This is a genomic window from Rhizobium sp. Nf11,1 (assembly GCF_050587665.1).
Classification (GTDB): Bacteria; Pseudomonadota; Alphaproteobacteria; order Rhizobiales; family Rhizobiaceae; genus Rhizobium.
Window position 1 is genome coordinate 124,365 of sequence record NZ_JBOBHU010000013.1, and the last position, 24,691, is coordinate 149,055.

Sequence of the window (24,691 nt, forward strand, 5' to 3'; positions counted from 1 at the left end):
ACGACTTCCATTCGATGGAGATCAGTAACTCGTGCGCTCCGGCTGCAGCTCATCCCTGCCGAGCCATTGCCGGATCTTCTCCTCCAGAAGTTCCGGGCTGATCGGCTTCGACATGTAATCGTCCATGCCGGCGTCGAGGCAGGCTTCGCGGTCGCTTTCGAGGGCATGGGCGGTGACGCCGATGATCGGCACCCGGTGGCCCTGCCCCTTTTCCCTTTCGCGGATCGTCTGGGTCGCTTCATGGCCGTTCATGACGGGCATCGAGACGTCCATCATGATGATGCGTGGCGTGTGGCTTTCCCAGGCGGCGACGGCCTCCTGCCCGTTGTTGACGACCAGGAAGGAGAGGCCCGTCGACTGCAGTATCTGGGTGAAGACGATCTGGTTGACCTCATTGTCTTCGGCAACCAGCACGTCGACGAATTCGGCCGCCCGCTTTTGCGGCTCGGGCGCAGTTGCAAGTGCAGGCGCCGGCACGGCCGCTTCCGCCCGCAGCCGGGCGATATCGGCTTCCGACGCCTGTTTGACACGGCGGGCGCGGACGACCTCGACGACAGTATTGCGCAGCACGTTGGCGCGTGCCGGTTTCATCAGATGCGCATGGCCGTTCAGCGCGGCGAATTCCTTTTCCGTGCCCGAAATATCCATCGACGTGAGGAAGATGATCGGCAGCTCGACGAAGCGGGGATCGGCGCGCAGCCGGCGCGCGACGTCGGCGCCGTTCATGTCGGGCATGTGATAGTCGAGCACGACGGCGTCGACGGTGACCCCGAGATCGGCCGCTGCCTCGAGGATCGCCAGACCGGTGCCGCCACCTTCGGCAGCCACTCCGTCAAAGCCCCAGAGCGAGAGCTGCTCGGTCAGGATGCGCCGGTTCACTTCATTGTCGTCGACGACGAGGATGCGCGCGCCCTGCACATTGATCGGCAGCGGCTTCGGTTCGAGGCGGGCGGCCGCCACCGCAAAAGGCAGGTTGACGGTGAAGACCGAGCCCTTACCCCATTCGCTCTCGACATTGATATAGCCGCCGAAGAGATCGACGAGGCCGGCGGTGATCGCGAGGCCGAGCCCCGTTCCCTCATGCCGGCGGGTCGACGAGGTGTCGACCTGCGAAAACTTGTCGAAGACCGATTCGAGCTTTTCTCGGGGAATGCCAATACCGGTATCCTCGATGCGGATGATCGCCATGATCTCCCCGCCGGCGATCGTCTCGAAGCCGACATCGACGAAGACATGGCCGCGCTCGGTGAACTTGACGGCGTTGCCGACGAGATTGGTGACGATCTGGCGGAAACGCCCGGCGTCACCAATCACCGCGGCCGGCAGATCCGGTGCAGCCCGCACCAGCAGTTCGATGTTCTTCTCGGCGGCATGCGAGGAGAGGAGTGTCGCCACGTCCTCCACCGCTTCGGTGATATCGAAGGCGGCTTTGCGCAGTTTCATCTGTCCGGCATCGATCTTCGAAAAGTCGAGGATGTCGTTGATAATAGTCAGCAGCGCATTTCCCGACTTGACGATGATGTCGATGAAGGTTTTCTGGCGCGTGTCGAGATTGGTCTTGGCCAGCAGTTCCGCCATGCCGAGCACACCGTTCATCGGCGTGCGGATCTCGTGGCTCATATTGGCTAGGAATTCGGATTTGGCGCGGTCGGCGGCTTCGGCGCGCGACAGGAGCTGGCGCAGTTCCTCCTCGCGGCTCTTGAGCTCGGTGACGTCGGTGAACAGCGCCACCCAATGCTCTCCCCGGCTGACCGTCGCATCCATGTTCACCCAGCGCTCGCCGCCGACATGGAAGACGGTGGAAATTGGCTGCCTGGCTGCGATATTCGCCCGCCATTCCTGCAGGATCTCATCCGCCGCATCGTGGAAATCGCCGCGTGCCGCGCAGAATTCGAACATGCCGAGCCAGCCCTGGCCGGCCTCGATATAGTGCGGCGGGATCTGCAGGATCTCGGCCATCGCCTCGTTGGACATTTTGATAATGCCGTCCTGGACGATGGCAAGGCCCTGCGACATGGCATGCGTCGCATCCCGCATCATTTCGCCGAGCCGCTCGAGGGCTGCGCGCGTCTCGTGGATTTCCTTTTCCCGTTCGCGCACCGCAGAAATATCGGCATAGGTGAGCAGAATGCGCTCGTTGGAGATGCGGCGGCTGTCGAAGATCACGGATTTGCCGCCCGCCCAGCCAAGCTCGATCGGCTCGGGCTCCTCGGCTTCGAACAGATGTTTGCGGAAGGCGTAGATCTCTTCCGGCGTCTGTGTCCCGTCGTAGCGGCCGAGCTCGTAATTGCGGCGGATGACGTCGATGAACGGGCGGCCGTCGAAGCGATCGTCGAGCGGCAGTTCCCAGATGCTGTAAAATTCGTCGTTGACGTAGAGAATCCGGTGGTCGTTATCGAGGATCAGCACGCCGATCGGCAGCGAACGCAGAATGCTCTCGATGTCCCGATGCAGTATTTCTTGCTGTTTGCGCGATTCAATCAGTGCCTTCTCGCGTTCCTTGAGCGGCGAGATGTCGGAAAAGGAGCCGACGACATAGGTTCGCCCATCCGCCGTTATGACACGGTTGACGCGCGAGATGACGGGATAGACATGGCCGCTATTGCTCGGCATCTCGCTTTCGAGCTCAACCGAAATGCCGTCCCTGAGCGCCAGCAGGTTTTCCTGGTAGATCGCCTCAGCACCTTCCGGCCCGAACATTTCGTGTTCGGTCATTCCCAGATATTCGGAGCGGGCGCGGCCGCTGAAGGTTTCATAATATTTGTTGGCATAGACCAGGCGGTGCTTGTCGTCGCGGACGAAGACCGCCACAGGCAGATCCTCGAGGACGGTGCGGAGAACGTCGAGTTCATTGACACTCTCTCCCCAGGCCGATTCCTCGGCGGCCACAGGCGTCGCGCCGTTGCGATAGGCTGCGTTGACGACCAGCGGGCGTCCGTCGGCTGCAAAGATGCCGATCGGGTGATCGAGGTTCTCTAGTGCCTCGCGCACTTGGGCGAGATCGGCGGCACTTCCGAAATCGTTTACAGTCTTAGAGCTACCGGCAATCCCGGGCTTGCCGGCAATCCTCCCAAGAGCAACGGCACTGCGTTCGCGCGCTTCGAAGATGCCGAGCACATAAATCCGCTCCGGCGACGGCGAGAAGCTTTCGATCTGAATGCGCTCGTGATCGAGGCCAGCGGCATCGAAACAGATGGCATTTTCCTCGGTGCCGAACACCAGCGCGCGGCGCTCCTTGTCCTCGCGGTCCTCTTCCTCGGGGCGGTTGAAGAGTTCGCGGCTGCGCCTGCCGATGAAATCGGAAATCTCTCGGCCCAGGAAATCGGCATAGGCCTCGTTGACGGCGACATAACGCAGCTCGCTGTTCTTGACATAGGCCGGGGTGTCCAGATCGGCGATCCGGCGGCAAGCCAATTCCAGAATGTCCCCGGCTGATTTCAAGAAATCGTCGCTCCCGCAATGAATGGAATATCAACGACAAAGACTATAACGCCAAGGCTTTTAACAAGGTTTTAACCATAAATTTCGAAGGCGGAATTTTACAATCGGCGTACGGACCGGAGTGGCGCCGTATGCTGCACGAAACCGAAGGGATGACTGCAGCAACTGCGGCCGGCCGCAATCCGCTCTTTACTCATGGCTGGCCGTTGAAATCATGACTAAAATTTAATGCGGGCCGCCCTTGTGCGGCCATCGCTCCGCCGCGATCCGGGCGGAGTCTGGCCATGGCTTTATAGAAGCCAGTCTAGATAAGGAAGTTACCATGTCCGTTCTTCATAAGACCATGGCGACGGGCCTGATCGCGCTGACCTTTGCCGGCGCCTCGCTCGCCACTGCCACCACCGCCGATGCCCGTCCGCGCGATGCCTTCTTTGGCGGCCTTGCGGCCGGCGTCGTCGGCGGCGCCCTTCTGTCGGAGGCCGCCCGCCCCGCCTACCCCGTCTATCCGGCTTACCCTGTCTACCGTCCGTACCCCGTCTATCGGACCTATTACCGGCCGCACTATTGCCACCTCGAATGGCGTTACGACCGCTGGGGCGAGCCCTACCGCGTGAAAGTCTGCCCGGAATAGCAAGACCGCATCCGGCGCCGCTTGACCTCCCGGCGGCGCTGGTCCAATCCTCCCGCAGGAGGATCAGCATGCCGGAACCGCTCAAGAAACTGCTGCATGAAGAGCTCGTCGGTGATATGGCCGATCACATTGCGGCCCATGCGCCCGCCTTCGACCGGGAACGTTTCGTAACTCTGGCGACCGATGGCCTCGCAGCCCTGGAACTGATGGAGCGCTCCGCATTAATCCGTGACGCGCTGCTTGCCACGCTTCCCGGAGATTTTCCTGAAGCAGCCTCTATCCTCAAGGCAAGCCTGCCGGCCGCCGACGGGCCGGGACTCTCCGGCTGGATGCTGCTGCCGGTCAATCAGTTCATCGCCGCCCGCGGCACCGATCATTTCGATCTCGGCCTCGACCTCCTCAAGGCGCTGACGCCGCATTTCACCGGCGAATTCGGCATCCGGCAATTCATCCATCGCGACCAGCAACGTGCGCTCGCCACCATTTCCACCTGGGTCGGCGATCCCGACCAGCATGTGCGCCGGCTGGCGAGCGAGGGCACGCGGCCGCGCCTGCCTTGGGCCATGCGCCTGCCGCAACTCGTGAAAGACCCCGCACCGATCCTGCCGATCCTGACCGCGCTGATGGATGATCCGGAGGATTATGTGCGCCGCTCCGTCGCCAACAGCTTGAACGACATCGCCAAGGATCATCCAGATCTGGTCGCCGCCTTTATCGCCGGCCATATCGACGGCGCGTCCGCCGAGCGCCGCCGGCTGCTGAAACACGCCTCTCGCACGATGCTCAAGAAAGGCCATGCGCAGGCGCTTGCCAATTTCGGTTTCGACGCGGCAACCGCGCTGACATGCGAGCTGCGCCTTCAGAACGGCGAAGTGGTGTTCGGCGAAGGGCTGGATTTTGAAATCCGCCTGACCAATTCAGGCGAAACCGCGCACTCACTAATGATCGACTACGCCATTCACCACATGAAGGCCGACGGCTCGCTCTCGCCCAAAGTATTCAAATGCAAGACGGTCACGCTCGCGCCGGGGCAGAGCCACGCAATCGAGCGCCGCCATGCCATGCGGCCGATCACGACGCGGCGCTATTATCCCGGCGAGCACCGCATCGCCGTGCTCGTCAATGGCGCCGAAAGCGCATCGGAAAGTTTCGTCCTCAGAATGCCGTCGCCTGACCCGGGCTAATGCCTTTTTGTGCGCTGCACTTGACTTTTCCCGTGAACTAGCCCAAATGCGGCTCAGCTTTCACCCTTCCGGCCGCCGCGTGAGCGTGCCCCTGCTCGAAAATACGAAACGCAGGAAGAAGGGACAAAAGCGCATTTCGACAGAGCGCTGCACTCCCAAGAGCGGCCAGAAGCGCTGGAAAGCTTTTTCCAACTTGCAAGTTCCCACTTCACGCGGGGTTCTTGACGCCAGAATGAACCGGATCGCATGGTGCGTTCCGGCGCTAGTCGTTGTGGCGCCCCGAAAGGTTATGCCTTGACTAATTTTGAATCGCTTGGTGTCTCCAAGCCGATCGTCGCCACCTTGTTCCAGCTCGGCATCGAAACGCCGACGCCGATCCAGGAACAGGCCATTCCCCTCCTCATTTCAGGCCGCGATCTGATCGGCCTTGCCCAGACCGGCACCGGCAAAACCGCCGCCTTCGGCCTGCCGCTCATCGAAAAGCTGCTCGCTGACGAGCGCCGCCCCGACAACCGCACGACGCGGACGTTGATCCTGGCGCCGACCCGCGAGCTGGTGAACCAGATCGCCGAGAACCTGAAGAAGTTCATCCGCAAGTCGCCGCTGCGCATCAACGTCGTCGTCGGCGGTGTGTCGATCAACAAGCAGCAGCTGCAGCTCGAAAAGGGAACCGACATCCTGGTCGCGACCCCGGGCCGCCTGCTCGATCTCGTCAATCGCCGTGCCATCACGCTGACGACGGTGCGCTATCTCGTGCTCGACGAGGCCGACCAGATGCTCGACCTCGGCTTCGTGCACGACCTGCGCAAGATCGCCAAGCTGGTGCCGAAGAAGCGTCAGACCATGCTGTTTTCGGCCACCATGCCGAAGGCGATCGCCGATCTCGCCGGCGACTATCTCGTCGATCCCGTCAAGGTCGAAGTCACGCCTCCCGGCAAGGCTGCCGACAAGGTCGAGCAGTATGTCCATTTCGTCGGCGGCAAGAACGACAAGACCGAACTGCTGCGCAAGTCGCTGACCGAAAATCCCGACGGCCGCGCCATCGTCTTCCTGCGCACCAAGCACGGTGCGGAGAAGCTGATGAAGCACCTCGACAATATCGGCTATTCCGTCGCCTCGATCCACGGCAACAAGAGCCAGGGTCAGCGCGAGCGGGCGCTGAAGGCCTTCCGCGAGGGCAGCATCAAGACGCTGATCGCGACAGACGTCGCCGCCCGCGGCATCGATATCCCGGCCGTCAGCCACGTCTACAACTACGACCTGCCCGAAGTGCCCGACGCCTATGTCCATCGCATCGGCCGCACGGCGCGCGCCGGCCGCGACGGCATTGCCATCGCCTTCTGCGCCCCTGACGAAGCCAAGCTGCTGCGAGATATCGAGCGCCTGATGGGCATCGACATATCAGTTGCCAGCGGTGAACCGCCGGCACATATCAGCGCCGGCGGCCCGAGCCGAGGCAACGGCAATGGCAACAACCGCAATCGGGGCGGCAGCCAGGGTCGCGGCGAAGGCCGCGGCGATGCCAACCGCTCGGAGCATCGCGGCAGCCGCCAGGAACGCCGCCCGCGCCGCGAAGGCGAAGGCAGCGAAATCCGCGCCGGCGGCGAGGAGCGCCGCGAGCGCCGTCCTCGTCCCGAACGCTCAGGCCGTAACGAGGACTTCCGCGGTCAGCGCCGCGGCGAAGCAGCCCCGGATTTCGGCCCCGACAACGATCTGGCCTCGACCTCCGATTTCCGCCCGGCAAAGCCGCAGCGCCCTGCGCATAACGGCCCCAATGGCCATCATGCCAATGGCGAACCGAGCGGCCATCACCGCGGCAACGGCCGCCACGCTCACGGCCGCCCGGCCCGCAAGCACGGAGACGACCGCGGGCCACATCAGGCTCAGGGCGGCGAACAGCGCCGCGACGGCAACAGCGGCAACCGCCGCGGTGGCTCGGGCTCTCGCAATGGCGGCGGCCAGCGCCGCGAACGCGCCTGAGCGCCGACTGATTCAAGGGAGAAAAGGCCGGACCTTCGGCCTTGAATATTGGGAGGCCGGAGCATCTGGTGGGATGCCCGGCCTTACTCATTGTAGTGACGACAACACCGCGACGGCAGTACTCGGTCACGTTTTCCGGTTTCTGAACGCACCCATTTGACGAGATCGAAGCCCTTCGCAGCGCCGGCGGAAGCCTTGCGGTATCAATGCGCTGTGAACCCGCCGTCGACGGGCAGCGTGACGCCGTAAAGAACCGCGCGCGAAGCCGGACCGCTTGCGTCCCGGACGCTTGAGACCTAAATTGGCTCCATGCTTGACCATCCGTCCCGGCCGTTGTCGCCGTCCACTATCCCAATGGATGCCCTGAGCGAAGTCCTGCAAGACTTTCGCTTGAGTGGAGTCAACTATGGCCGCTGCGAGCTCAGGCATCCATGGAGCATCGCCTTTCCGCAACAACAGCTGCTTCGTTTTCACTTCGTCAGCCAGGGTCCATGCTGGATACATACCGAAACCCACGGATGGCAGGCGTTGAACGATGGCGATCTGGTGCTGCTGCCGCAAGGTAATGCACACCGGTTGGCGAGCGCGCCTGATGTTGAGGGCGACTCGCTTAAGAGTTGTCAGATTACAAGATTGGGCAGCAACGTCTGCGACGTCTTGCGAGAAGGAACGGGCGCCACCAGCACCCTTTTCTGCGGCTCCATGACTTTGGGCGCTCATGCGCTTAACCCCTTAATCGCCCTGATGCCGCCAATCATCAGGGGTTGCGATGTAGCCGGTAATGACCCGATCGTAGGCCCCCTGCTGGCCGCTATGTCGGCCGAGGCGACACAACCCCAGATGGGAAGTGCGACGGTCTTGTCGCGTATGGCGGACTTGCTCGCTGCGCGGCTTATCCGTTGCTGGGTCAACTGCAGCGGAGCCTCGACCACCGGCTGGCTCGCTGCCATCCGCGATCCCCAGATCGGTCGTGTGCTGGCTGCCATGCACCGAGATCCCGGCCATAACTGGACCCTTGAAAGCCTCGCTGGTGTGGCAGGCCAGTCGCGCTCGATCTTCGCCGAGCGCTTCAGCGCTATCTTGGGAGAAGGCGCGGCACATTATCTCGCCCGTCTGCGTATGCAGCTTGCCCGCGATTTGTTGGCGCAGAACGGCATGTCGGTCGCCGAGGTAGCCTCACGATTGGGCTATGAGTCCGAGGCGTCTTTCGCGCGTGCATTCAAGCGGGTCACCAACCTTTCACCGGGGATTGTGCGTCGCACAAATTCCGGACGAACGGACATGGATTTCGGATTTTAAGACACATATCATCCTGAAAACTTCGTCTATGAAATCTCCCAACACAGGAGATCCATCTATGACGGACACAACATCACAATTCGACGAGGCTGCAATTGGCCTGGAGACGGCTGAACCATCCGCGTGGAGCGCGGCGACTTGGTTTGCGGTTGTTTCGATGGCGGCCACCAGCTTTGCACTGGTATCTGCTGAGTTCCTGCCGGCGGGACTGTTGACGCCAATGGCGCGCGATCTCGGCATTTCCGAGGGAACGGCCGGACAGGTCGTCACCGCCACCGCTTCCGTCGGAGCTGTGACGGCCCTTTTGAGCAATGTTCTTATCGGCAGACTGAACCGCAAGGTGGTGCTGGTCGGTCTCAGTGCGTTGGCAGTCGGCTCCAATATACTCGCATCTTTAGCGACCGATTTTTGGCTGTTGTTGTTGGGCCGGGCTGGGCTGGGCATCGCGTTGAGCGGCTTTTGGGCGCTTTCCGTGGCGGTCGTGGCGAGGCTGGTCGGCGCCAACGCGACAGGTCGGGGCATGGCTATCGTCACCCTCGGCGTTTCGCTCGCCACGATAGCTGCACCATCAATGGGTGCTTTGATCAGCGATTGGCTGGGATGGCGCAGCGCCATGGCGATGACAGCCGGGCTTGCCGCGCTTGCCATGCTGCTGCAGGTGCTCAGCTTGCCGACGCTCCCGGCAAGCACAAGCAACAGTCTCGCTGATGTTTTCCGGCTGACACGACGGCGCGGTGTTCAACTGGGAATGCTTGCTATCCTTTTGCTGATGACCGGACATTTTGCCGGATCGGTTTATGTGCGTCCCTTCCTTGAACAAGTGACGCTCCTTGAAGCCAGATCGATCGCCCTGGCACTGCTCGGGTTTGGCATCGCCTCGGTGATCGGCAATCTTGCCGGTGGCCGGATGGCCGACGCGAGCATCCGCATAGCACTCGCAGTCACGGCGGTGTTGATGGCTTTTGCCGCACTCGCTCTGTTGCTTTGGGGCGCTCATACCGCCGTCGCGTTTGCGCTCGTTGCGCTTTGGGGCTTTGCCTTCGGCATGGCGCCGGTAGTGCTGCCGACCAATCTTTCCCGCGCGGCCGCCGACGCTCTGGAGGCGGCGGGCAGCCTGATGGTCGTCTCCTTTCAAGTGGCCATCAGTAGCGGCGCGATTTTTGGCGGCTATATCGTCGACCACTACGGCGCTGCGGGACCATTGACGCTCACCGCTCTCCTGGCGGCGTCGACGGTTGCCTTGGCGCTGCTGCAGCCCCGTAGCTGATCGTCGCTTGCTGCTTGATGGGCCGAGTAGCGCTCTACGACGCTCTAGATATGAGGTCGTCGGCAATCGCCGGCGACCTCGCTCAGTTGAGGTTCAAGCCATCCGGTTGTTCGACCTTGGCCCAGCCATCAGCCTATGCGCTCGCCTGCGCTTGCTGAACGACCCTACGGTTTGTCATATATACGCCCGTCACTACGATCGCGGTGCCGATGATCAACGGCAGCGTCAGCGGTTCCCCGAAGGCAACGAAGGCCTCCAACGCCACCGCCGGCGGCATCAGGTAGATGAGCGAGGCGGCGCGCGAGACCTGTCCGCGGCGGATGAGGTAAAGCAGCAGCCCGACACCGCCCATCGAGAGGCCGAAGACCGACCAGAGAAGCGCGCCACAGGCCTGCGCGGTGCCATCGAAATGCTGGTTTTCGAAGATCAGCGACAACGGCAGGGTGAGGATTAGCGCACCGACATACTGCAGCGTCGCGATGCTTCTGAGATCCCCCGACTGCAAGTGTTTCTTTTGGTAAAGCGTGCCGTAAGTGACGGAGCCCATGGCGATGAGGTTGATCGCCAGCGGCAGCGCCGCATGGCTGAGATCGGCCGTCGCCGGATCGAAGAGCTTCGGCGAAATCGCGATGGCGATACCGATGAAACCGAGCCCGAGGCCGAGCTTCTGTGTCTGTTGCAACCGCTCGCCGACGAGAAAGGGCGCCGCCATTGCGGTCAGCAGCGGCTGCAGCGCCGCGATGATCCCCGATATGCCGGCCGGCACGCCATTGGCAATCGCCCACCAGAGGCCGGCGAGATAGAAACCATGCAGGAAGAAGCCGGAATAGATGGCGCGCAGCCACGTCGCCCGGCTTGTCGGCCATTGCGCCCGCATCAACAGGCAGAGCACCAGGAATGCCAGGGCCGACAGCGCGTAGCGTATCGAAAGAAAGGTGAAGGGCTCGGAATGCAGCGCCGCATATTTCGCCACCACCCATCCCGTGGACCAGAGCAGAACGAAGAGAGCGGGGGCAAGGCGATCGAGGGACATGGGGGCTCGCAAGAAAGATTCGCCGTGCTGATAACGGCACCCGGGCACCGCAGTCAAAGGCGAAGCGTTGATGCTTACGTGAAATTTCGCTGATGTTGCGGGCGACAGGCGGGGCCATGCCACCACGGCGAAGAATCGCAGGCGCTTTCCCAATCTCCCTCATTCCTGTGCCTGTCACAGGAATCCAGTGCGCCCAAGTCCTTGGGCGCGGGAGACTCTCATCATCGTCACAGAGTCATTCACCGCGCAAACGCGCGGTGGCTGGATTCCTGTGACAGGCACAGAAATGAGGGAGGAAGCGCATGCACCCTTTAAACCGCTTGACCGAAAAACCATCACCTGCCCACATTTTGCGCAGCCCCGGCAGACGGAACACCCTCTCCGCCGCGACACCTCACTCCGAATGCCCGGATTTTCACCCCTTTCCCGCACCGCAAAAACTTTTCCCCGAACTGCGCATGGTTCTTGCATTGCAATTTGCGTTGTATTCAAATGAACAAAAAAGGGGAGCCGCACCTTTGGCATTTGATGAAATGATTACCGGGGACGAAAGCCCCCGCCCGCCTTATGAAAAATATTTCGAGTGGTACAACAGCCAAGACCGGTCGCATCTGATTGCCAAGTCCCGCGACGCGGAAAACATCTTCCGGAAGACCGGCATCACCTTCGCCGTTTACGGCCATGCCGACAGTTCCGAAAAGCTCATCCCCTTCGATATCATCCCCCGCATCATCTCCGCCCGCGAATGGCGCAAGCTGGCCCAGGGCATCGAGCAGCGGGTGATCGCGCTCAACGCCTTTCTGGATGATATCTATCACAAGCAGGAGATCATCCGCGCCGGCCGCATCCCGCGTGAACTGATCGAAAACAACGTCGCCTTCCTTTCCGAGATGATCGGCTTCCGGCCGCCTGGCGGCGTCTACACCCATATCGTCGGCACCGACATCGTACGAACAGGCGAAGACCAGTTTTACGTGCTGGAGGACAATGCCCGCACGCCTTCCGGTGTCAGCTACATGCTGGAAAACCGGGAAACCATGATGCAGATGTTTCCGGAACTCTTCCACGAGAACAAGGTGCAGCGCGTCGAGGACTATCCTTACCTGCTGCGCCAGAGCCTCGCCTCGCTGGCGCCTCCTGGCTGCACTGGCAAGCCGCGTGTTGCGGTGCTGACGCCCGGCATCTACAACTCGGCCTATTACGAGCACTCCTTCCTCGCCGACATGATGGGCGTCGAGCTCGTCGAGGGCTCGGATCTGCGCGTCATAGACGGCAAGGTAAAGATGAGAACGACGCGCGGGTACGAGGCGATCGACGTGCTCTACCGCCGTGTCGACGACGATTTCCTCGATCCGCTTACATTCCGGGCCGACTCCGCCCTCGGCATTCCTGGCATCATGGATGTCTACCGCTCCGGCAATATCACTATCGCCAATGCGCCGGGCACCGGCATATCGGACGACAAGGCCATCTATTCCTACATGCCGGAGATCGTCGAATTCTATACCGGCCGCAAGGCGCTTCTGGAAAACGTCCCGACCTGGCGCTGCTCGGAAGCATCAAGCCTGAAATACGTGCTGGAGCACTTGGAGGAGCTCGTCGTCAAGGAAGTGCACGGCTCCGGCGGCTACGGTATGCTTGTGGGACCGACGGCATCGAAGAAGGAACGCGCAGATTTCGCCGAAAAGCTGAAGGCCAAACCGAACAATTACATCGCCCAGCCGACCCTGTCGCTCTCCACCGTGCCGATCCTCGTCAACAAAGGGATCGCGCCGCGCCATGTCGACCTTCGTCCCTATGTACTCGTTTCCGACAAGGTCCAGATCATTCCGGGCGGTCTCACCCGCGTGGCGTTGAAGCAGGGCTCGCTGGTGGTCAACTCCAGTCAGGGCGGCGGCACCAAAGACACCTGGGTACTGGAGGACTGATGCTCGGAAGAACTGCAAACGGCCTCTACTGGATGTTCCGTTACATCGAGCGCGCCGAAAATATCGCCCGCCTGATCGACGCCGGGCTGCGCATGTCGTTGACTCGCAGCAGCGCCGGCGACGACAACTGGGATGGCGTGCTGCAAAGTGCCGGCGTGCGCGAGGCCTATGACGAGGGCCACGCCAAGCTGACCAATGCCGATGCGATCGATTATCTCCTGCGCGATCGCTCAAACCCGTCAAGCGTCATGTCTTGCATCGACTCCGGCCGCAACAATGCCCGCATGGTGCGCACCGCGCTGACGCGGGAGACCTGGGAAGCAACCAACGAATGCTGGATCGATCTGAAATCTTTGCTCGAAAAGCGCGTGAAAGCAGCCGACATGCCGGAGGTGATCGACGTCATCAAGCGCCGCGCTGGCCTCATCCGCGGCGCCTTCCACGGCTCGACGCTACGCAACGAACTCTATAACTTTGCCCGCATCGGCACTTTCATCGAGCGGGCGGACAATACGAGCCGCATCCTCGACGTCAAATATTACGTGCTGCTGCCCTCGGTTTCGGCCGTCGGCTCATCACTCGACAACGTGCAGTGGGAATCGATCCTGCGCTCGGTCTCCGCGCACCGCGCCTATAGCTGGGCCTATGACGGCGAGTACCGGGCAATGAACATCGCCGACTTCCTCACCCTGAATGTGCAGATGCCCCGCTCGCTGGCCTATTGCTACGAGAAGATCGTCAGCAATCTCGGCTATCTCGCCCAGGATTACGGGGAACGGCTTCCCGCCCACGATACGGCGGACGCAATCCGTACCACCCTGCAGACCCGGGCGATCCGCGACATCATGGATCAAGGCCTGCATGAGTTCCTCGAGGATTTCGTCGCGCGCAACAACCAGCTCGGCATGGAAATTTCCGACGGCTACCGGTTCTACGTTTAAGCGGATCAGAATATGAGACTGAAGATCAGCCACCTCACCGAATACCGCTACGACGATCCGGCGAAATTCTCCCTGCAACGGCTGAGACTGACACCGCCGACAAACAATGGCCAGACTGTGCTCGGCTGGTCGCTGAAGGTCGAGGGTGCGACGCCCGAAGTCGAATATGACGACCAGTTCGGCAACCACGTCAACCTGGTCTCGCTGGAAGGCGAGCAGCAGGTGACGCGCATTCTCGCCGAAGGCGAGGTCGAAACCATGGATCAGAACGGCGTCACCGGGCCGCATACCGGTTTCTGTCCACTCTGGCTCTTCCTGCGCGAAACGCCGCTCACCAGGAGCGGCAAGCTGGTGAAGGAACTGATCAGAACCGTCAACGGCGATAACGAACTCGCCCGCATGCATGCGCTGATGGCAGCCATTCACGAGACCGTCATCTACAGGCCAGGAACCAGCGACGCTGCGACGACGGCCGAACAGGCGCTGGAGAAGAAGAGCGGTGTCTGTCAGGATCACGCGCATATCTTCGTTGCCGCCGCCCGCGCCCTGCAGGTGCCGGCGCGGTATGTCTCCGGCTATCTGATGATGGAAGAAAAGGTCGAACAGGCGGCGACCCATGCCTGGGCCGAAGCCCATATTCCCGGCCTCGGCTGGGTCGGCTTCGATCCGGCCAACGAGATCTGCCCGGATGAACGATATGTCCGCATCGCCTCGGGCCTCTGCTACCGCGACGCTGCCCCGATTTCAGGCATGCGCATCGGTACACCGGGCGAAACGCTGTCGGTCACCGTGAAGGTCGAGGACGGCGGACAGATGCAGAGCCAGAGCCAAAGCTGAGCGGCATCTCACAGCCCATAGCCAGCCATTCCGGAAACTTGGCTAGAAGCGGCGATCAGCAACGGTACGCGATGAAACCGGGCCGTAGCGGCAATGATGCGGTCGGCGGGGTGGGTATGAAACTCGCCAGGTTAGCCGGCCGCTGTCTATCGCGATGGAAGGCTCGATGGGCGCGAGCTGAAGCCAGGCAACGACAGCGCTCTGTCGATCCATCGCCTGACATCGTCGCCACCATATCCTTATCGAACAAGTGCGACGGGGAAGGCGGCTCTCACCCGCCTTCAGCTCTTCACTCGACGTCATCCTCGGCCTTGTGCCGAGGATCTGCTGTCCTATCGAACGGAGGCAGATGCTCGGGATAGGCCCGAGCATGACGAAAGAGGCGTTCGCGACTTGTCAGCAACAAAAAGGCGGGGCTCTCACCCCCGCCTTTTCAAAGACTCCAATCTCTGAATGCGTTTCGCTCAGTGGCTGTCCTTGCCGACCGCATTTCCGCGACATCCCTTGAGGAAGTCGAGATCGGCGCCGGTATCGGCGCCTTCGACATGCTGCTGGTGCAGGAAGGCATAGCCGGATTTGGGCAGATCATGATTCGGCTGCCATTCGGCGAGACGGCGCGCCAATTCCTCGTCCGATATGTCGAGATGCAGGCGGCGGTTCGGGACGTCGAGCTCGATCATGTCACCGGTCTTGACGACCGCCAGCGGGCCGCCGACTGCCGCTTCCGGCGAGGTGTGCAGCACGACGGTTCCATAGGCCGTTCCGGACATGCGGGCGTCCGATATACGCACCATGTCGAGAATACCCTTCTTCAGCACCTTCGGCGGCAGCCCCATATTGCCGACCTCGGCCATACCGGGATAACCCTTGGGCCCGCAATTCTTCATCACCATGACGCAATTCTCGTCGATGTCGAGATTGTCGTCGTTGATCTTGGCCTTGTAGTCGTCGATGTCCTCAAACACGACCGCCCTGCCCCGGTGCACCAGAAGATGCGGCGAAGCCGCCGAGGGCTTCAGCACTGCGCCCTTGGGCGCGAGGTTGCCGCGCAGCACGACGATGCCGCCGGAGGACGTCAGCGCCTTCTCGGCGGGCAGGATGACCTCCTCATTCCAGTTGACGACATCCTTGACTTCGTCCCAGACGGTTTCGCCGGAGACCGTCAGCGCGTCCTTGTGCAGAAGGCCGGCTTCGCCGAGGCGCTTCAGCACGACAGGCAGGCCGCCGGCATAGAAGAACTCTTCCATCAGGTATTTGCCCGACGGCATCAGGTTAACGATCGTCGGGACGTCGCGGCCACAGCGGTCCCAGTCGTCGAGCGTCAGATCGATGCCGACGCGGCCTGCAATGGCGAGCAGATGGATGACGGCATTGGTCGATCCGCCGATCGCTGCATTGGTGCGGATGGCGTTTTCAAAGGCCTGTTTGGTCATGATGTCGGAGGGCTTCAGGTCGTCCTTGACCATCTGCACGATACGGCGGCCGGTCAGTTGCGCCATGACCTTGCGGCGGGAATCAACGCCGGGGATCGCGGCATTGCCTGACAGCGCCATGCCGAGCGCCTCGGCCATCGACGCCATCGTCGAGGCCGTGCCCATCGTATTGCAAGTGCCCGACGAACGGCTCATCGACGCTTCCGCTTCGAGGAATTCGGCCTGCGTCATCTCGCCGGCCTTCACCATCTCGGAGAACTTCCAGAGATGCGTGCCGGAGCCGACGCGTTCACCGCGGAAATAGCCGTTGAGCATCGGACCGCCGGTGACGACGATCGACGGCAGGTCGCAGGAGGCAGCACCCATCAGCAGCGACGGCGTGGTCTTGTCGCAGCCGACGAGCAGCACGCAGCCATCCATCGGCTGGCCGCGGATCGCCTCTTCTACCGCCAGCGCAGCAAGGTTGCGGTACATCATCGCGGTCGGGCGGAAGGTGTTTTCGGACGCGGAGAACACCGGCACCTCGAGCGGGAAGCCACCGGCCTCCCAGACACCCGCCTTCACCTTCTCGGCGAGTTCTCTCAGATGACCGTTGCAAGGGGTCATATCCGACCAGGTGTTGAGGATGCCGATGACCGGCCGTCCGTCGAACAGGTCGTGCGGATAACCCTGGTTTTTAAGCCAGCCGCGATGATAAATCACGTCGCGGCTCGTGCCGCCGTACCATTCCTGCGACCTCAGCCTGCGCGGCCATTCCGCTTTCTTCTTCATAATCTCTGTCCTTCAGGTGATTGCCGGGCCGCCTCGTACGGCCCGGGTCATCGGATATGTCTCAAGCCAGCGTGTAGGCCGTCTTGACCACAGTAAAGAATTCGCTCGCATACTTGCCCTGCTCACGCGGGCCATAGGACGAGCCCTTGCGACCGCCGAACGGAACGTGAAAATCGACGCCTGCCGTCGGCAGGTTGACCATCACCATGCCGGCTTCCGAATTGCGCTTGAAGTGCGTCGCATGTTTCAGGCTGGTCGTGGCGATGCCGGCCGAAAGGCCGAACGGCGTGTCATTGGCGATGGCAAGCGCCTCGTCGTAATCCTTCGCCCGGATCACCGAGACCACAGGCCCGAAGATTTCCTCGCGCGAAATGCGCATCTGGTTGGTCGCTTCGGTAAACAGCGTCGGCTGAAGGTAGAAGCCGGGTGTTTCGCGCGAGATGACCTCGCCGCCGAAGGCGAGCTTGGCGCCTTCCTTCTTGCCGATCTCGATATAGTCGGTATCGGTCTTCAGCTGCCGTTCGTCGACGACGGGACCGATATGGGTACCGGCCTTGAGCGCATTGTCGACGACGAGCGTCTTCAGCTTGTCGGTGAGCGCCGCGACAAACTTGTCGTGGATGCCTTCGGTGACGATCAGGCGCGAGGACGCCGTGCAGCGCTGGCCGGTCGAGAAGAAGCCCGAATTGGCGGCTGCCTCGACGGCGACGTTGAGGTCGGCATCGTCGAGCACGACCATCGGGTTCTTGCCGCCCATCTCAAGCTGGAACTTGCGGTTATGCTCGATGGAGGCGGCGGCGACGCGCCGGCCGGTGCCGGTGGAACCGGTGAAGGTGATGCCGTGAACGTCGGGACTTTCGAGCATGGCCTGGCCGACGACCGAGCCCTTGCCCATGACGAGGTTCAGGACGCCCTTCGGCAGCCCTGCCCTGTTGAGGATATCGACGATCGCCCAGGAGCAGGCCGGCACCAGCTCGGCCGGCTTGAAGACGACGGTATTGCCGTAGCAAAGCGCAGGAGCGATCTTCCAGGCGGGAATGGCGATCGGGAAGTTCCACGGCGTGATGATGCCGATGACGCCGAGCGCCTCCCGGGTGATCTCGACGCCGATATTCGGGCGAACCGACGGGATGACCTCGCCGGCGAGCCGAAGGGCCTCGCCAGCGAAGAATTCGAAAATCTGCGAGGCGCGGATGACTTCGCCGGTCGCTTCCGGCAAGGTCTTGCCCTCTTCGCGGGCAAGCAGCGCGCCGAGCTCGTCCTTGCGCGCCATGATCTCGTCGCCGGTCTTCTTCAGGATGACGTGGCGTTCCCAGATGCCCGAGCGCGACCAGGCCGGAAAGGCGGCCTTGGCGGCGGCGATGGCGTTTCTCGTATCTTCCGCGCTGCCGTCGGCATAGAGGCCGACGACCTCGTTCGTATCCGACGGATTGATGTTCTTCGTGGCGTTCGTGCCGACCCATTCGCCGGCGATCAGGTTTTGATAAATGGTCATGGGCTGAACAAGCCTCCTTTACCGTTTACATCACGATCCGGCCACCAGGCAGCCGGATCTCAAAAATCAGAGCTGCTTGACGGCGATCTCTTCTTCGGCCGCCACCTTCAGCGGATTCCTGAGCGGCAGGCCGAATTCGGCGACTTCGATCTCGAAGACGTCGCCCTCTTCCGTCTTGATGCCGTCGGCAAAGGACAGGGTCGCCGTGCCGAACATATGGACATGGACATCGCCGGGAACACGGAAGAGGCCATATTTGAAATGGTGATATTCGAGGTTCGCGAAGGTGTGCGACATGTTCGCCTCGCCCGACAGGAAGGGCTTTTCGAAGATCACCTTGTCGCCGCGCTTGATGCGCGAAGTGCCGCGGATATCGTCGGGTGCGGCGCCGATGCGGATTTCCGGACCATAGGCTGCCGGGCGCAGTTTGGAGTGGGCCAGATAGAGATAGTTCATCCGTTCGGTGACGTGGTCCGAAAACTCGTTCGACAGGGCAAAGCCGATGCGGAACGGCGAGCCGTCCTTGGCGATGACGTAAATGCCGGCCATTTCAGGCTCTTCGCCGCCATCGAGCGCGAAGGAGGGCGAGACGAGTGGAGCGCCGGGGGCAGCCGTGCCATAGCCGTTGCCCTTGTAGAACCATTCGGGCTGCACGCCTTTTTCACCGGATTTCGGCTTGCCGTTCTCTAGGCCCATCTTGAACATCTTCATCGAGTCGGTCAGCGTTTCCTCGGCCGCCTCGCTGGTCTTTTTGTGCATCGAATCGCGGGTAGCGGCGGAGCCGAGATGGGTCAGGCCAGTGCCGGTCAGATGCAGGTGGGCGGCGTCGGGATGGGTGATCGGCGGCAGGAAGCGGCCTTCCGCATAGGCCTTTTCGAGATCGACGGCATCGCCGTAACCGTGGGCCTCGATAATCGTGGCAAGCGACTTGCCGCCGTCGGCAGCTTCCATCGCCAGCGCATAGACACTGCCGGCATTCTTGACCGACCTTGCCGCGCCGCCCTGCTCGCGCACGGCGACGACGATCTCTCCGTTGGCACCCTTGATCTGGGAAATAAGCACGACTTCAATCCTTCTCGTTTCGGCGAGTCTCAGAAAAAGCTCCGCCTGTCCGGCTCCCACAGGAGCCGGAATCCATCATTCATATGACTGCGAATGCCTGGGCTGCGCTTAGGCGCTCAGCCCTTGTTCTTGTTGTAGACGTCGAAGAACACGGCGGCGAGAAGCACCGCACCCTTGACCATCTGCTGCGAGTCGGTGCCGAGACCGTGGATCGACATGCCGTTGTTCATGATACCCATGATAAGCGCGCCGATCACCGCACCCGTCACCTTGCCGACGCCGCCCTGGGCCGATGCGCCGCCGATGAAGCAGGCGGCGATGACGTCGAGTTCGAGACCGAAACCGCCCTTGGCCGTCGCCGAGTTGAGGCGCAGCGCTACGATGAGGCCGGCAAGACCGGCAAGCAGGCCCATATTGGCGAAGGTCAGGAAGGTCAGCCGCTCGGTATTGATACCGGAAAGCTTCGTCGCCTTCTCGTTGCCGCCCATGGCGTAGATGCGGCGGCCGATCGTCGTACGGCGGGTAATGAAGGCATAGGCGGCGACGAGAACGAGCATGACGACCAGCACGTTCGGGAAGCCGCGATAGATCGACAGTTGGTAGCCGAGCCCCAGGATAGCGAGCGAGACAATAATGTTCTGGGCGAGGAAGAAGCCCATCGGCTCGACGTCATTGCCGTGCTTCTCGTTCGACAGGCGCTTGCGCCAGGCCAAGTAGAACAGGGTGACGGCGCCGACGACGGTCAGGATGATCGAGGTCGAGTTGATGCCGCCCATATCGAAGAGGTTGGGCAGGAAGCCGATGCTGATCAGCTGGAACTCCGGCGGGAACGGACCGATGCTGGTGCCGGTGCCCGATGCCGTCATCACGAACAGCGTCAGACCGCGGAAAACCAGCATGCCGGCGAGTGTGACGATGAAGGACGGGATCTTGTGATAGGCGACGAAATAGCCCTGCAGACCGCCGACCAGCGCGCCGAGCGCCAGGCAGACGACGCCTGCCAGGACATAATTCATGTGCCACTGCACCGTCATCACGCCGGCGATGGCGCCGATGAAGCCGACGACGGAGCCGACCGACAGATCGATATGGCCGGCGACGATGACGAGCAGCATGCCGAGCGCCATGATGACGATGAACGAGTTCTGCAGGATGATGTTGGTCAGGTTGAGCGGCCTGAAGAGAACGCCGCCGGTCGAGAACTGGAAGAACACCATGATCGCGATGAGTGCGATGAACATGCCGTATTCGCGGATGTTGCCGCGAATGTAGTCCCCGATCGAGACGACACGCCCCTGCTCAGCGATGGGTTGATTGATCGGCGTCATTGTTTCTTCTCCCCTGAGCGCATGATAGCGCGCATGATGGTTTCCTGGCTTGCTTCTCCCTTCGGCAGTTCAGCGACGATGCGTCCTTCGTTCATCACGTAGATGCGGTCACAAGTGCCAAGCAGTTCGGGCATTTCCGACGAGATCATCAGAACGCCTTTCCCATCGGCGGCAAGCTGGTTGATGATAGTATAGATTTCGTATTTCGCGCCGACATCGATGCCGCGCGTCGGCTCGTCCAGGATCAGGACATCGGGGCCGGAGAACAGCCACTTCGACAGCACCACCTTCTGCTGGTTGCCGCCGGAAAGATTGACCGTCTCCTGGAATATGCTGGAGGAGCGTATGCGCAGCTTCGACCGATAGTCGGCCGCAACGCGCGATTCCTTGACGCTGTCGATGACCGAGGCATTGGACACAGCCTTCAGATTGACGAGGGTCGTATTGTGCAGGATCGTGTCGTTGAGCACCAGGCCGAGTTGCTTGCGGTCTTCGGTGACATAGGCGAGACCGGCGTCGATCGCCTTGCGCACGGTGCTGACATCGACCGGCTTGCCGTGCATCAATGCTTCGCCCGAGATCTTGTGGCCATAGGACTTGCCGAACAGGCTCATGGCGAATTCGGTGCGCCCTGCCCCCATCAGCCCGGCGATACCGACGACCTCGCCCTTGCGGACGGTAATGTTGATATTGTGCAGGACCTGACGGTCGCGGTGCTGCTGGTGATAGGCGTTCCAGTTCTTCACTTCGAGAATGGTTTCGCCGATCGGCACCGAACGGGGGGGATAGCGGTCTTCGAGATCGCGGCCGACCATGTTGCGGATGATAATGTCTTCGCTGATCTCGTCGGCGTGACAGTCGAGCGTCTTGACGGTCATGCCGTCGCGCAGGACGGTGATCTGGTCGGCAACCTTGCGGATTTCGTTCAGCTTGTGGGAAATGATGATCGAGGTGATGCCCTGCTTGCGGAACTCCATCAGCAGCATGAGCAGCGCATCGGAATCGCTTTCGTTGAGCGAGGCCGTCGGCTCGTCGAGGATGAGCAGCTTGACGCTCTTCGACAGCGCCTTGGCGATCTCGACGAGCTGCTGCTTGCCGACACCGATGTCGGTCACCAGCGTGTTCGGAGATTCGGACAGGCCGACCTTCTTGAGCAACTGCTTGGTACGGTTGAAGGTCTCATCCCAGCTGATGACGCCATTCTTGGCATTCTCGTTGCCCAGGAAGATGTTTTCGCCGATCGACAGCAACGGCACGAGCGCCAGTTCCTGGTGGATGATGACGATGCCGATTTCTTCGGAGTCCCTCAGCGCCTTGAAGTGGCGCGTCTCGCCTTCATAGACGATATCGCCGTCATAACTTCCGGTGGGATAAACACCCGATAGCACTTTCATCAGGGTCGATTTGCCGGCCCCGTTTTCGCCTACCAATGCGTGAATTTCACCCTTGCGAACCTTGAGGTTCACGTTCTCCAGCGCCTTGACGCCCGGGAACGTCTTGGTGATGCTCCGCATTTCGAGGATGGTATTGTCCATAGTCAAATTTCCAGCGTCCCCAGCCCGTCAATGGGTGGGTAATCATAAAATCGAAGGCCGGAACCCGCAAGCGCAGGCTCCGGCCTCCAGCTTAACTTACTTCAGCTTGTCTTCGGTGTAGTAACCGCTGTCGATCAGGACCTGCTTGTAGTTGGTCTTGTCGACGGCAACCGGCTTCAGCAGATAGGACGGTACGACCTTGACGCCGTTGTCGTAGGTCTTGGTGTCGTTGACCTCGGGCTCCTTGCCGGACATGACGGCATCGACCATGGAAACCGTGACCTTGGCGAGTTCGCGAGTGTCCTTGAAGATCGTCGAGTACTGTTCGCCAGCGATGATCGACTTGACCGACGGGATTTCAGCGTCCTGGCCGGTGACGATCGGCAGCGGCTGGCTGGCAGTGCCGTAACCAACGCCCTTCAGCGAGGAGATGATGCCAATCGAGAGGCCGTCATAGGGAGACAGGACGGCGTCGACCTTGGCGTCGGTGTAGTTGGCCGAGAGCAGGTTGTCCATGCGGGCCTGGGCCGTTGCCGGATCCCAACGCAGCGTGCCGACCTTGTCCATGCCGGTCTGGCCGGACTTCACGACGAGCTTGCCCGAGTCGATGTAGGGCTGCAGGACGGACATGGCGCCATCATAGAAGAAGAAGGCGTTGTTATCATCCGGCGAACCGCCGAAGAGTTCGATGTTGAACGGGCCCTTGCCGTCCTTGAGGCCGAGACCGTCAACGATGGAGTTGGCCTGAAGAACGCCGACCTGGAAGTTGTCGAAGGTGGCGTAGTAGTCGACGTTTGCCGAATCGCGGATCAGGCGGTCATAAGCAATGACCTTGATGCCGGCATCATGGGCCTTCTGGAGAACGTCGGACAGCGTCGTGCCGTCGATCGAAGCGATAACGAGAACCTTGACGCCCTTGGTCACCATGTTTTCGATCTGCGACAACTGGTTCGGAATGTCATCGTCGCCATACTGCAGGTCGGTGCCGTAACCGGCGGCCTGCAGCTGCTTGACAATGTTGTTGCCGTCGTCGATCCAGCGAGCCGAAGCCTTGGTCGGCATTGCAATGCCGACGGTGCCCTTGTCCGCGGCCATCGCCGGTGCAACGAATGAAGCGACGCCGAAGGCAGCCGCAGCCATCAATGAGATAATGGATTTCATTTCTCTCTCCCTTGTTAATAGAGCAGCGGACGAAAAATCGCCCGCCCCGAAACTGTGGCAGGTTCCGTATTGGATAGTTACTTCAGATGGTGAGAAACGAAGTAGGTCTCCTCCACGATCTCACACGTGTTGAGTGCCAACCAGCACACGGCGGCAAACTGGTATGGATTCCTATAACTGTCAAATAGAATAAGTGGTAATGTGCATAACAATTTTGGTATATCGTTAAAAAGTATTACTTTTGATGGAGCGCAGTGGGGAGGCTGCAACCATGACGATCGTTTCAGAGCCCGTTTTGATGGATCACGTCGATATCCACAGCGACAATTTTGGCGACGACAGCTTTCTCCGTTCGGGACTTAAGCTGAATCACCTGCGCGTTATCGTCGCAATCGAAGATAGTGGACAGATTTCCGCAGCCGCAGAAGTTCTCAACATCTCACAGCCCGCCGCATCGCGCATGCTGTCGGAAATGGAGGCGATTACCAAGACATCGCTCTATGAGCGCGTAGCCCGCGGCGTGGTGCTGACGACCTTCGGCGCGGCGCTTGCCAGACGCGCCCGCAAGATCCTTCTGGAGTTGCGCGAGGCGAGCCGCGAGATCGGCGAATTGAAGAGCGGCAAGGGCGGCTCGGTCTTCATCGGCGCGGTGACGGCGCCGGCCATGAGCCTCGTCGTGCCGGCGATCGACAGGGTGCGCAAGGCCTATCCTGGAATCGAGATCAACATCCAGGTGGAGACGAGCAACGTGCTCGCCCGCGAGTTGCTTGCCGCCCGCCACGACTTCATCATCGGCCGCATTCCCGACGACCTCAACCCGCGCCTGTTCGAGGTGAAAGAGATCGGCATCGAACGGGCCTGCCTGATCGTGCGCAACCGCCATCCGCTCTTGAAAAGGAAGAAGACGAGCAGCCTTATCGATGTCCGGGATTACGACTGGGTGTTCCAGCCGCCGGGCACTCTGCTGCGCCGCACGATCGAGGACATCTTCCTGTCACACGATGTGGCGCTGCCGGAGAACATCGTCAACACCTCGTCGCTGTTGCTCACCTGCGCCATCGTCTGCGAAACCGATGCGATCGCCCCCGTCGCCGTCGACGTCGCCCATTTCCTCGCAAGCCAAGGCGCGAGGGCGTCCGATGTGCGCATGCTGCCGATCGATTTCGACATCAACGTCAAGCCCTACAGCCTGATCACCGCGAGAGAACGGGCCCTGCCGCCGAGCGCCAAGCTGCTCTATAACATCATCATCGAGGAGAGCCGCAAGCAGGGCGGTTAGATCCCGGCGCCGGGCCGCAGTTCTCGGACGACAGATGCTCCACCGATTTAAACCCGGCAAGCCCTGCGCCATCTTGCCAGGATCTA

General features: G+C 61.2%; 17 protein-coding genes. 9 read left to right on the forward strand and 8 right to left on the reverse strand.

What is annotated here, in order from left to right:
* Positions 1-21 precede the first annotated feature (21 nt).
* Complete coding sequence (locus ACQ7C1_RS20025) at positions 22-3,441, reverse strand: response regulator (RefSeq protein ID WP_430959554.1); 3,420 nt, start codon at positions 3,439-3,441, stop codon at positions 22-24.
* A gap of 322 nt (positions 3,442-3,763) precedes the next feature.
* On the opposite strand from ACQ7C1_RS20025, the gene ACQ7C1_RS20030 reads away from it, so the two are divergent.
* The 5 genes from ACQ7C1_RS20030 (at position 3,764) to ACQ7C1_RS20050 (ending at position 9,802) form a co-directional block, all read left to right on the forward strand.
* On the forward strand, positions 3,764-4,072 hold the full coding sequence (locus ACQ7C1_RS20030; protein WP_097597029.1) for a hypothetical protein: 309 nt from the start codon (positions 3,764-3,766) through the stop codon (positions 4,070-4,072).
* A gap of 68 nt (positions 4,073-4,140) precedes the next feature.
* A complete protein-coding gene (locus ACQ7C1_RS20035) occupies positions 4,141-5,256 on the forward strand; it encodes a DNA alkylation repair protein (protein WP_430959555.1) in 1,116 nt (371 codons plus the stop codon).
* 246 nt (positions 5,257-5,502) lie between these two features.
* Positions 5,503-7,236: a DEAD/DEAH box helicase gene (locus tag ACQ7C1_RS20040; protein ID WP_430959556.1), complete on the forward strand. Its 1,734-nt coding sequence runs from the start codon at positions 5,503-5,505 to the stop codon at positions 7,234-7,236.
* Positions 7,237-7,545: 309 nt separating this feature from the next.
* Complete coding sequence (locus tag ACQ7C1_RS20045; protein WP_430959557.1) at positions 7,546-8,535, forward strand: AraC family transcriptional regulator; 990 nt, start codon at positions 7,546-7,548, stop codon at positions 8,533-8,535.
* Between the two features lie 58 nt (positions 8,536-8,593).
* Positions 8,594-9,802 (forward strand): MFS transporter, encoded by a 1,209-nt coding sequence (locus tag ACQ7C1_RS20050; protein WP_430959585.1) that lies wholly within the window; start codon positions 8,594-8,596, stop codon positions 9,800-9,802.
* 133 nt (positions 9,803-9,935) lie between these two features.
* Here ACQ7C1_RS20050 and ACQ7C1_RS20055 read toward each other — a convergent pair whose 3' ends face one another.
* Complete coding sequence (locus ACQ7C1_RS20055) at positions 9,936-10,835, reverse strand: DMT family transporter (protein ID WP_430959558.1); 900 nt, start codon at positions 10,833-10,835, stop codon at positions 9,936-9,938.
* Between the two features lie 518 nt (positions 10,836-11,353).
* Here ACQ7C1_RS20055 and ACQ7C1_RS20060 point away from each other — a divergent pair.
* The 3 genes from ACQ7C1_RS20060 to ACQ7C1_RS20070 are packed head-to-tail and all read left to right on the forward strand — an operon-like array spanning position 11,354 to position 14,541.
* A complete protein-coding gene (locus ACQ7C1_RS20060; protein WP_041678724.1) occupies positions 11,354-12,763 on the forward strand; it encodes a circularly permuted type 2 ATP-grasp protein in 1,410 nt (469 codons plus the stop codon).
* Complete coding sequence (locus ACQ7C1_RS20065) at positions 12,763-13,704, forward strand: alpha-E domain-containing protein (protein WP_430959559.1); 942 nt, start codon at positions 12,763-12,765, stop codon at positions 13,702-13,704. Before ACQ7C1_RS20060 ends, ACQ7C1_RS20065 begins: the two co-directional genes overlap by 1 nt.
* A gap of 12 nt (positions 13,705-13,716) precedes the next feature.
* Entirely contained in the window at positions 13,717-14,541 is an 825-nt protein-coding gene (locus ACQ7C1_RS20070) for a transglutaminase family protein (protein WP_085779011.1), read from the forward strand.
* 464 nt (positions 14,542-15,005) lie between these two features.
* On the opposite strand, the gene araD is transcribed toward ACQ7C1_RS20070, so the two are convergent.
* From araD to chvE, 6 genes are all read right to left on the reverse strand, one after another.
* Entirely contained in the window at positions 15,006-16,745 is a 1,740-nt protein-coding gene (gene araD, locus ACQ7C1_RS20075; RefSeq protein ID WP_430959560.1) for an L-arabinonate dehydratase, read from the reverse strand.
* Between the two features lie 61 nt (positions 16,746-16,806).
* Positions 16,807-18,240 carry an aldehyde dehydrogenase family protein gene (locus tag ACQ7C1_RS20080; protein ID WP_183699329.1) on the reverse strand — a complete coding sequence of 478 codons (1,434 nt, stop codon included), beginning with the start codon at positions 18,238-18,240 and terminating at the stop codon, positions 16,807-16,809.
* Between the two features lie 66 nt (positions 18,241-18,306).
* Positions 18,307-19,302, reverse strand: coding sequence for an AraD1 family protein (araD1, locus tag ACQ7C1_RS20085; protein ID WP_430959561.1), 996 nt, complete (start codon positions 19,300-19,302; stop codon positions 18,307-18,309).
* 116 nt (positions 19,303-19,418) lie between these two features.
* Entirely contained in the window at positions 19,419-20,630 is a 1,212-nt protein-coding gene (gene mmsB, locus ACQ7C1_RS20090; RefSeq protein ID WP_085779016.1) for a multiple monosaccharide ABC transporter permease, read from the reverse strand.
* Positions 20,627-22,165 (reverse strand): multiple monosaccharide ABC transporter ATP-binding protein, encoded by a 1,539-nt coding sequence (mmsA, locus tag ACQ7C1_RS20095; RefSeq protein ID WP_085779017.1) that lies wholly within the window; start codon positions 22,163-22,165, stop codon positions 20,627-20,629. Before mmsA ends, mmsB begins: the two co-directional genes overlap by 4 nt.
* Positions 22,166-22,261: 96 nt before the next feature.
* Entirely contained in the window at positions 22,262-23,326 is a 1,065-nt protein-coding gene (gene chvE, locus ACQ7C1_RS20100) for a multiple monosaccharide ABC transporter substrate-binding protein (protein ID WP_085779018.1), read from the reverse strand.
* 271 nt (positions 23,327-23,597) lie between these two features.
* On the opposite strand from chvE, the gene ACQ7C1_RS20105 reads away from it, so the two are divergent.
* Positions 23,598-24,605: a LysR family transcriptional regulator gene (locus ACQ7C1_RS20105; RefSeq protein WP_183699326.1), complete on the forward strand. Its 1,008-nt coding sequence runs from the start codon at positions 23,598-23,600 to the stop codon at positions 24,603-24,605.
* The last annotated feature ends 86 nt before the right edge of the window (positions 24,606-24,691 follow it).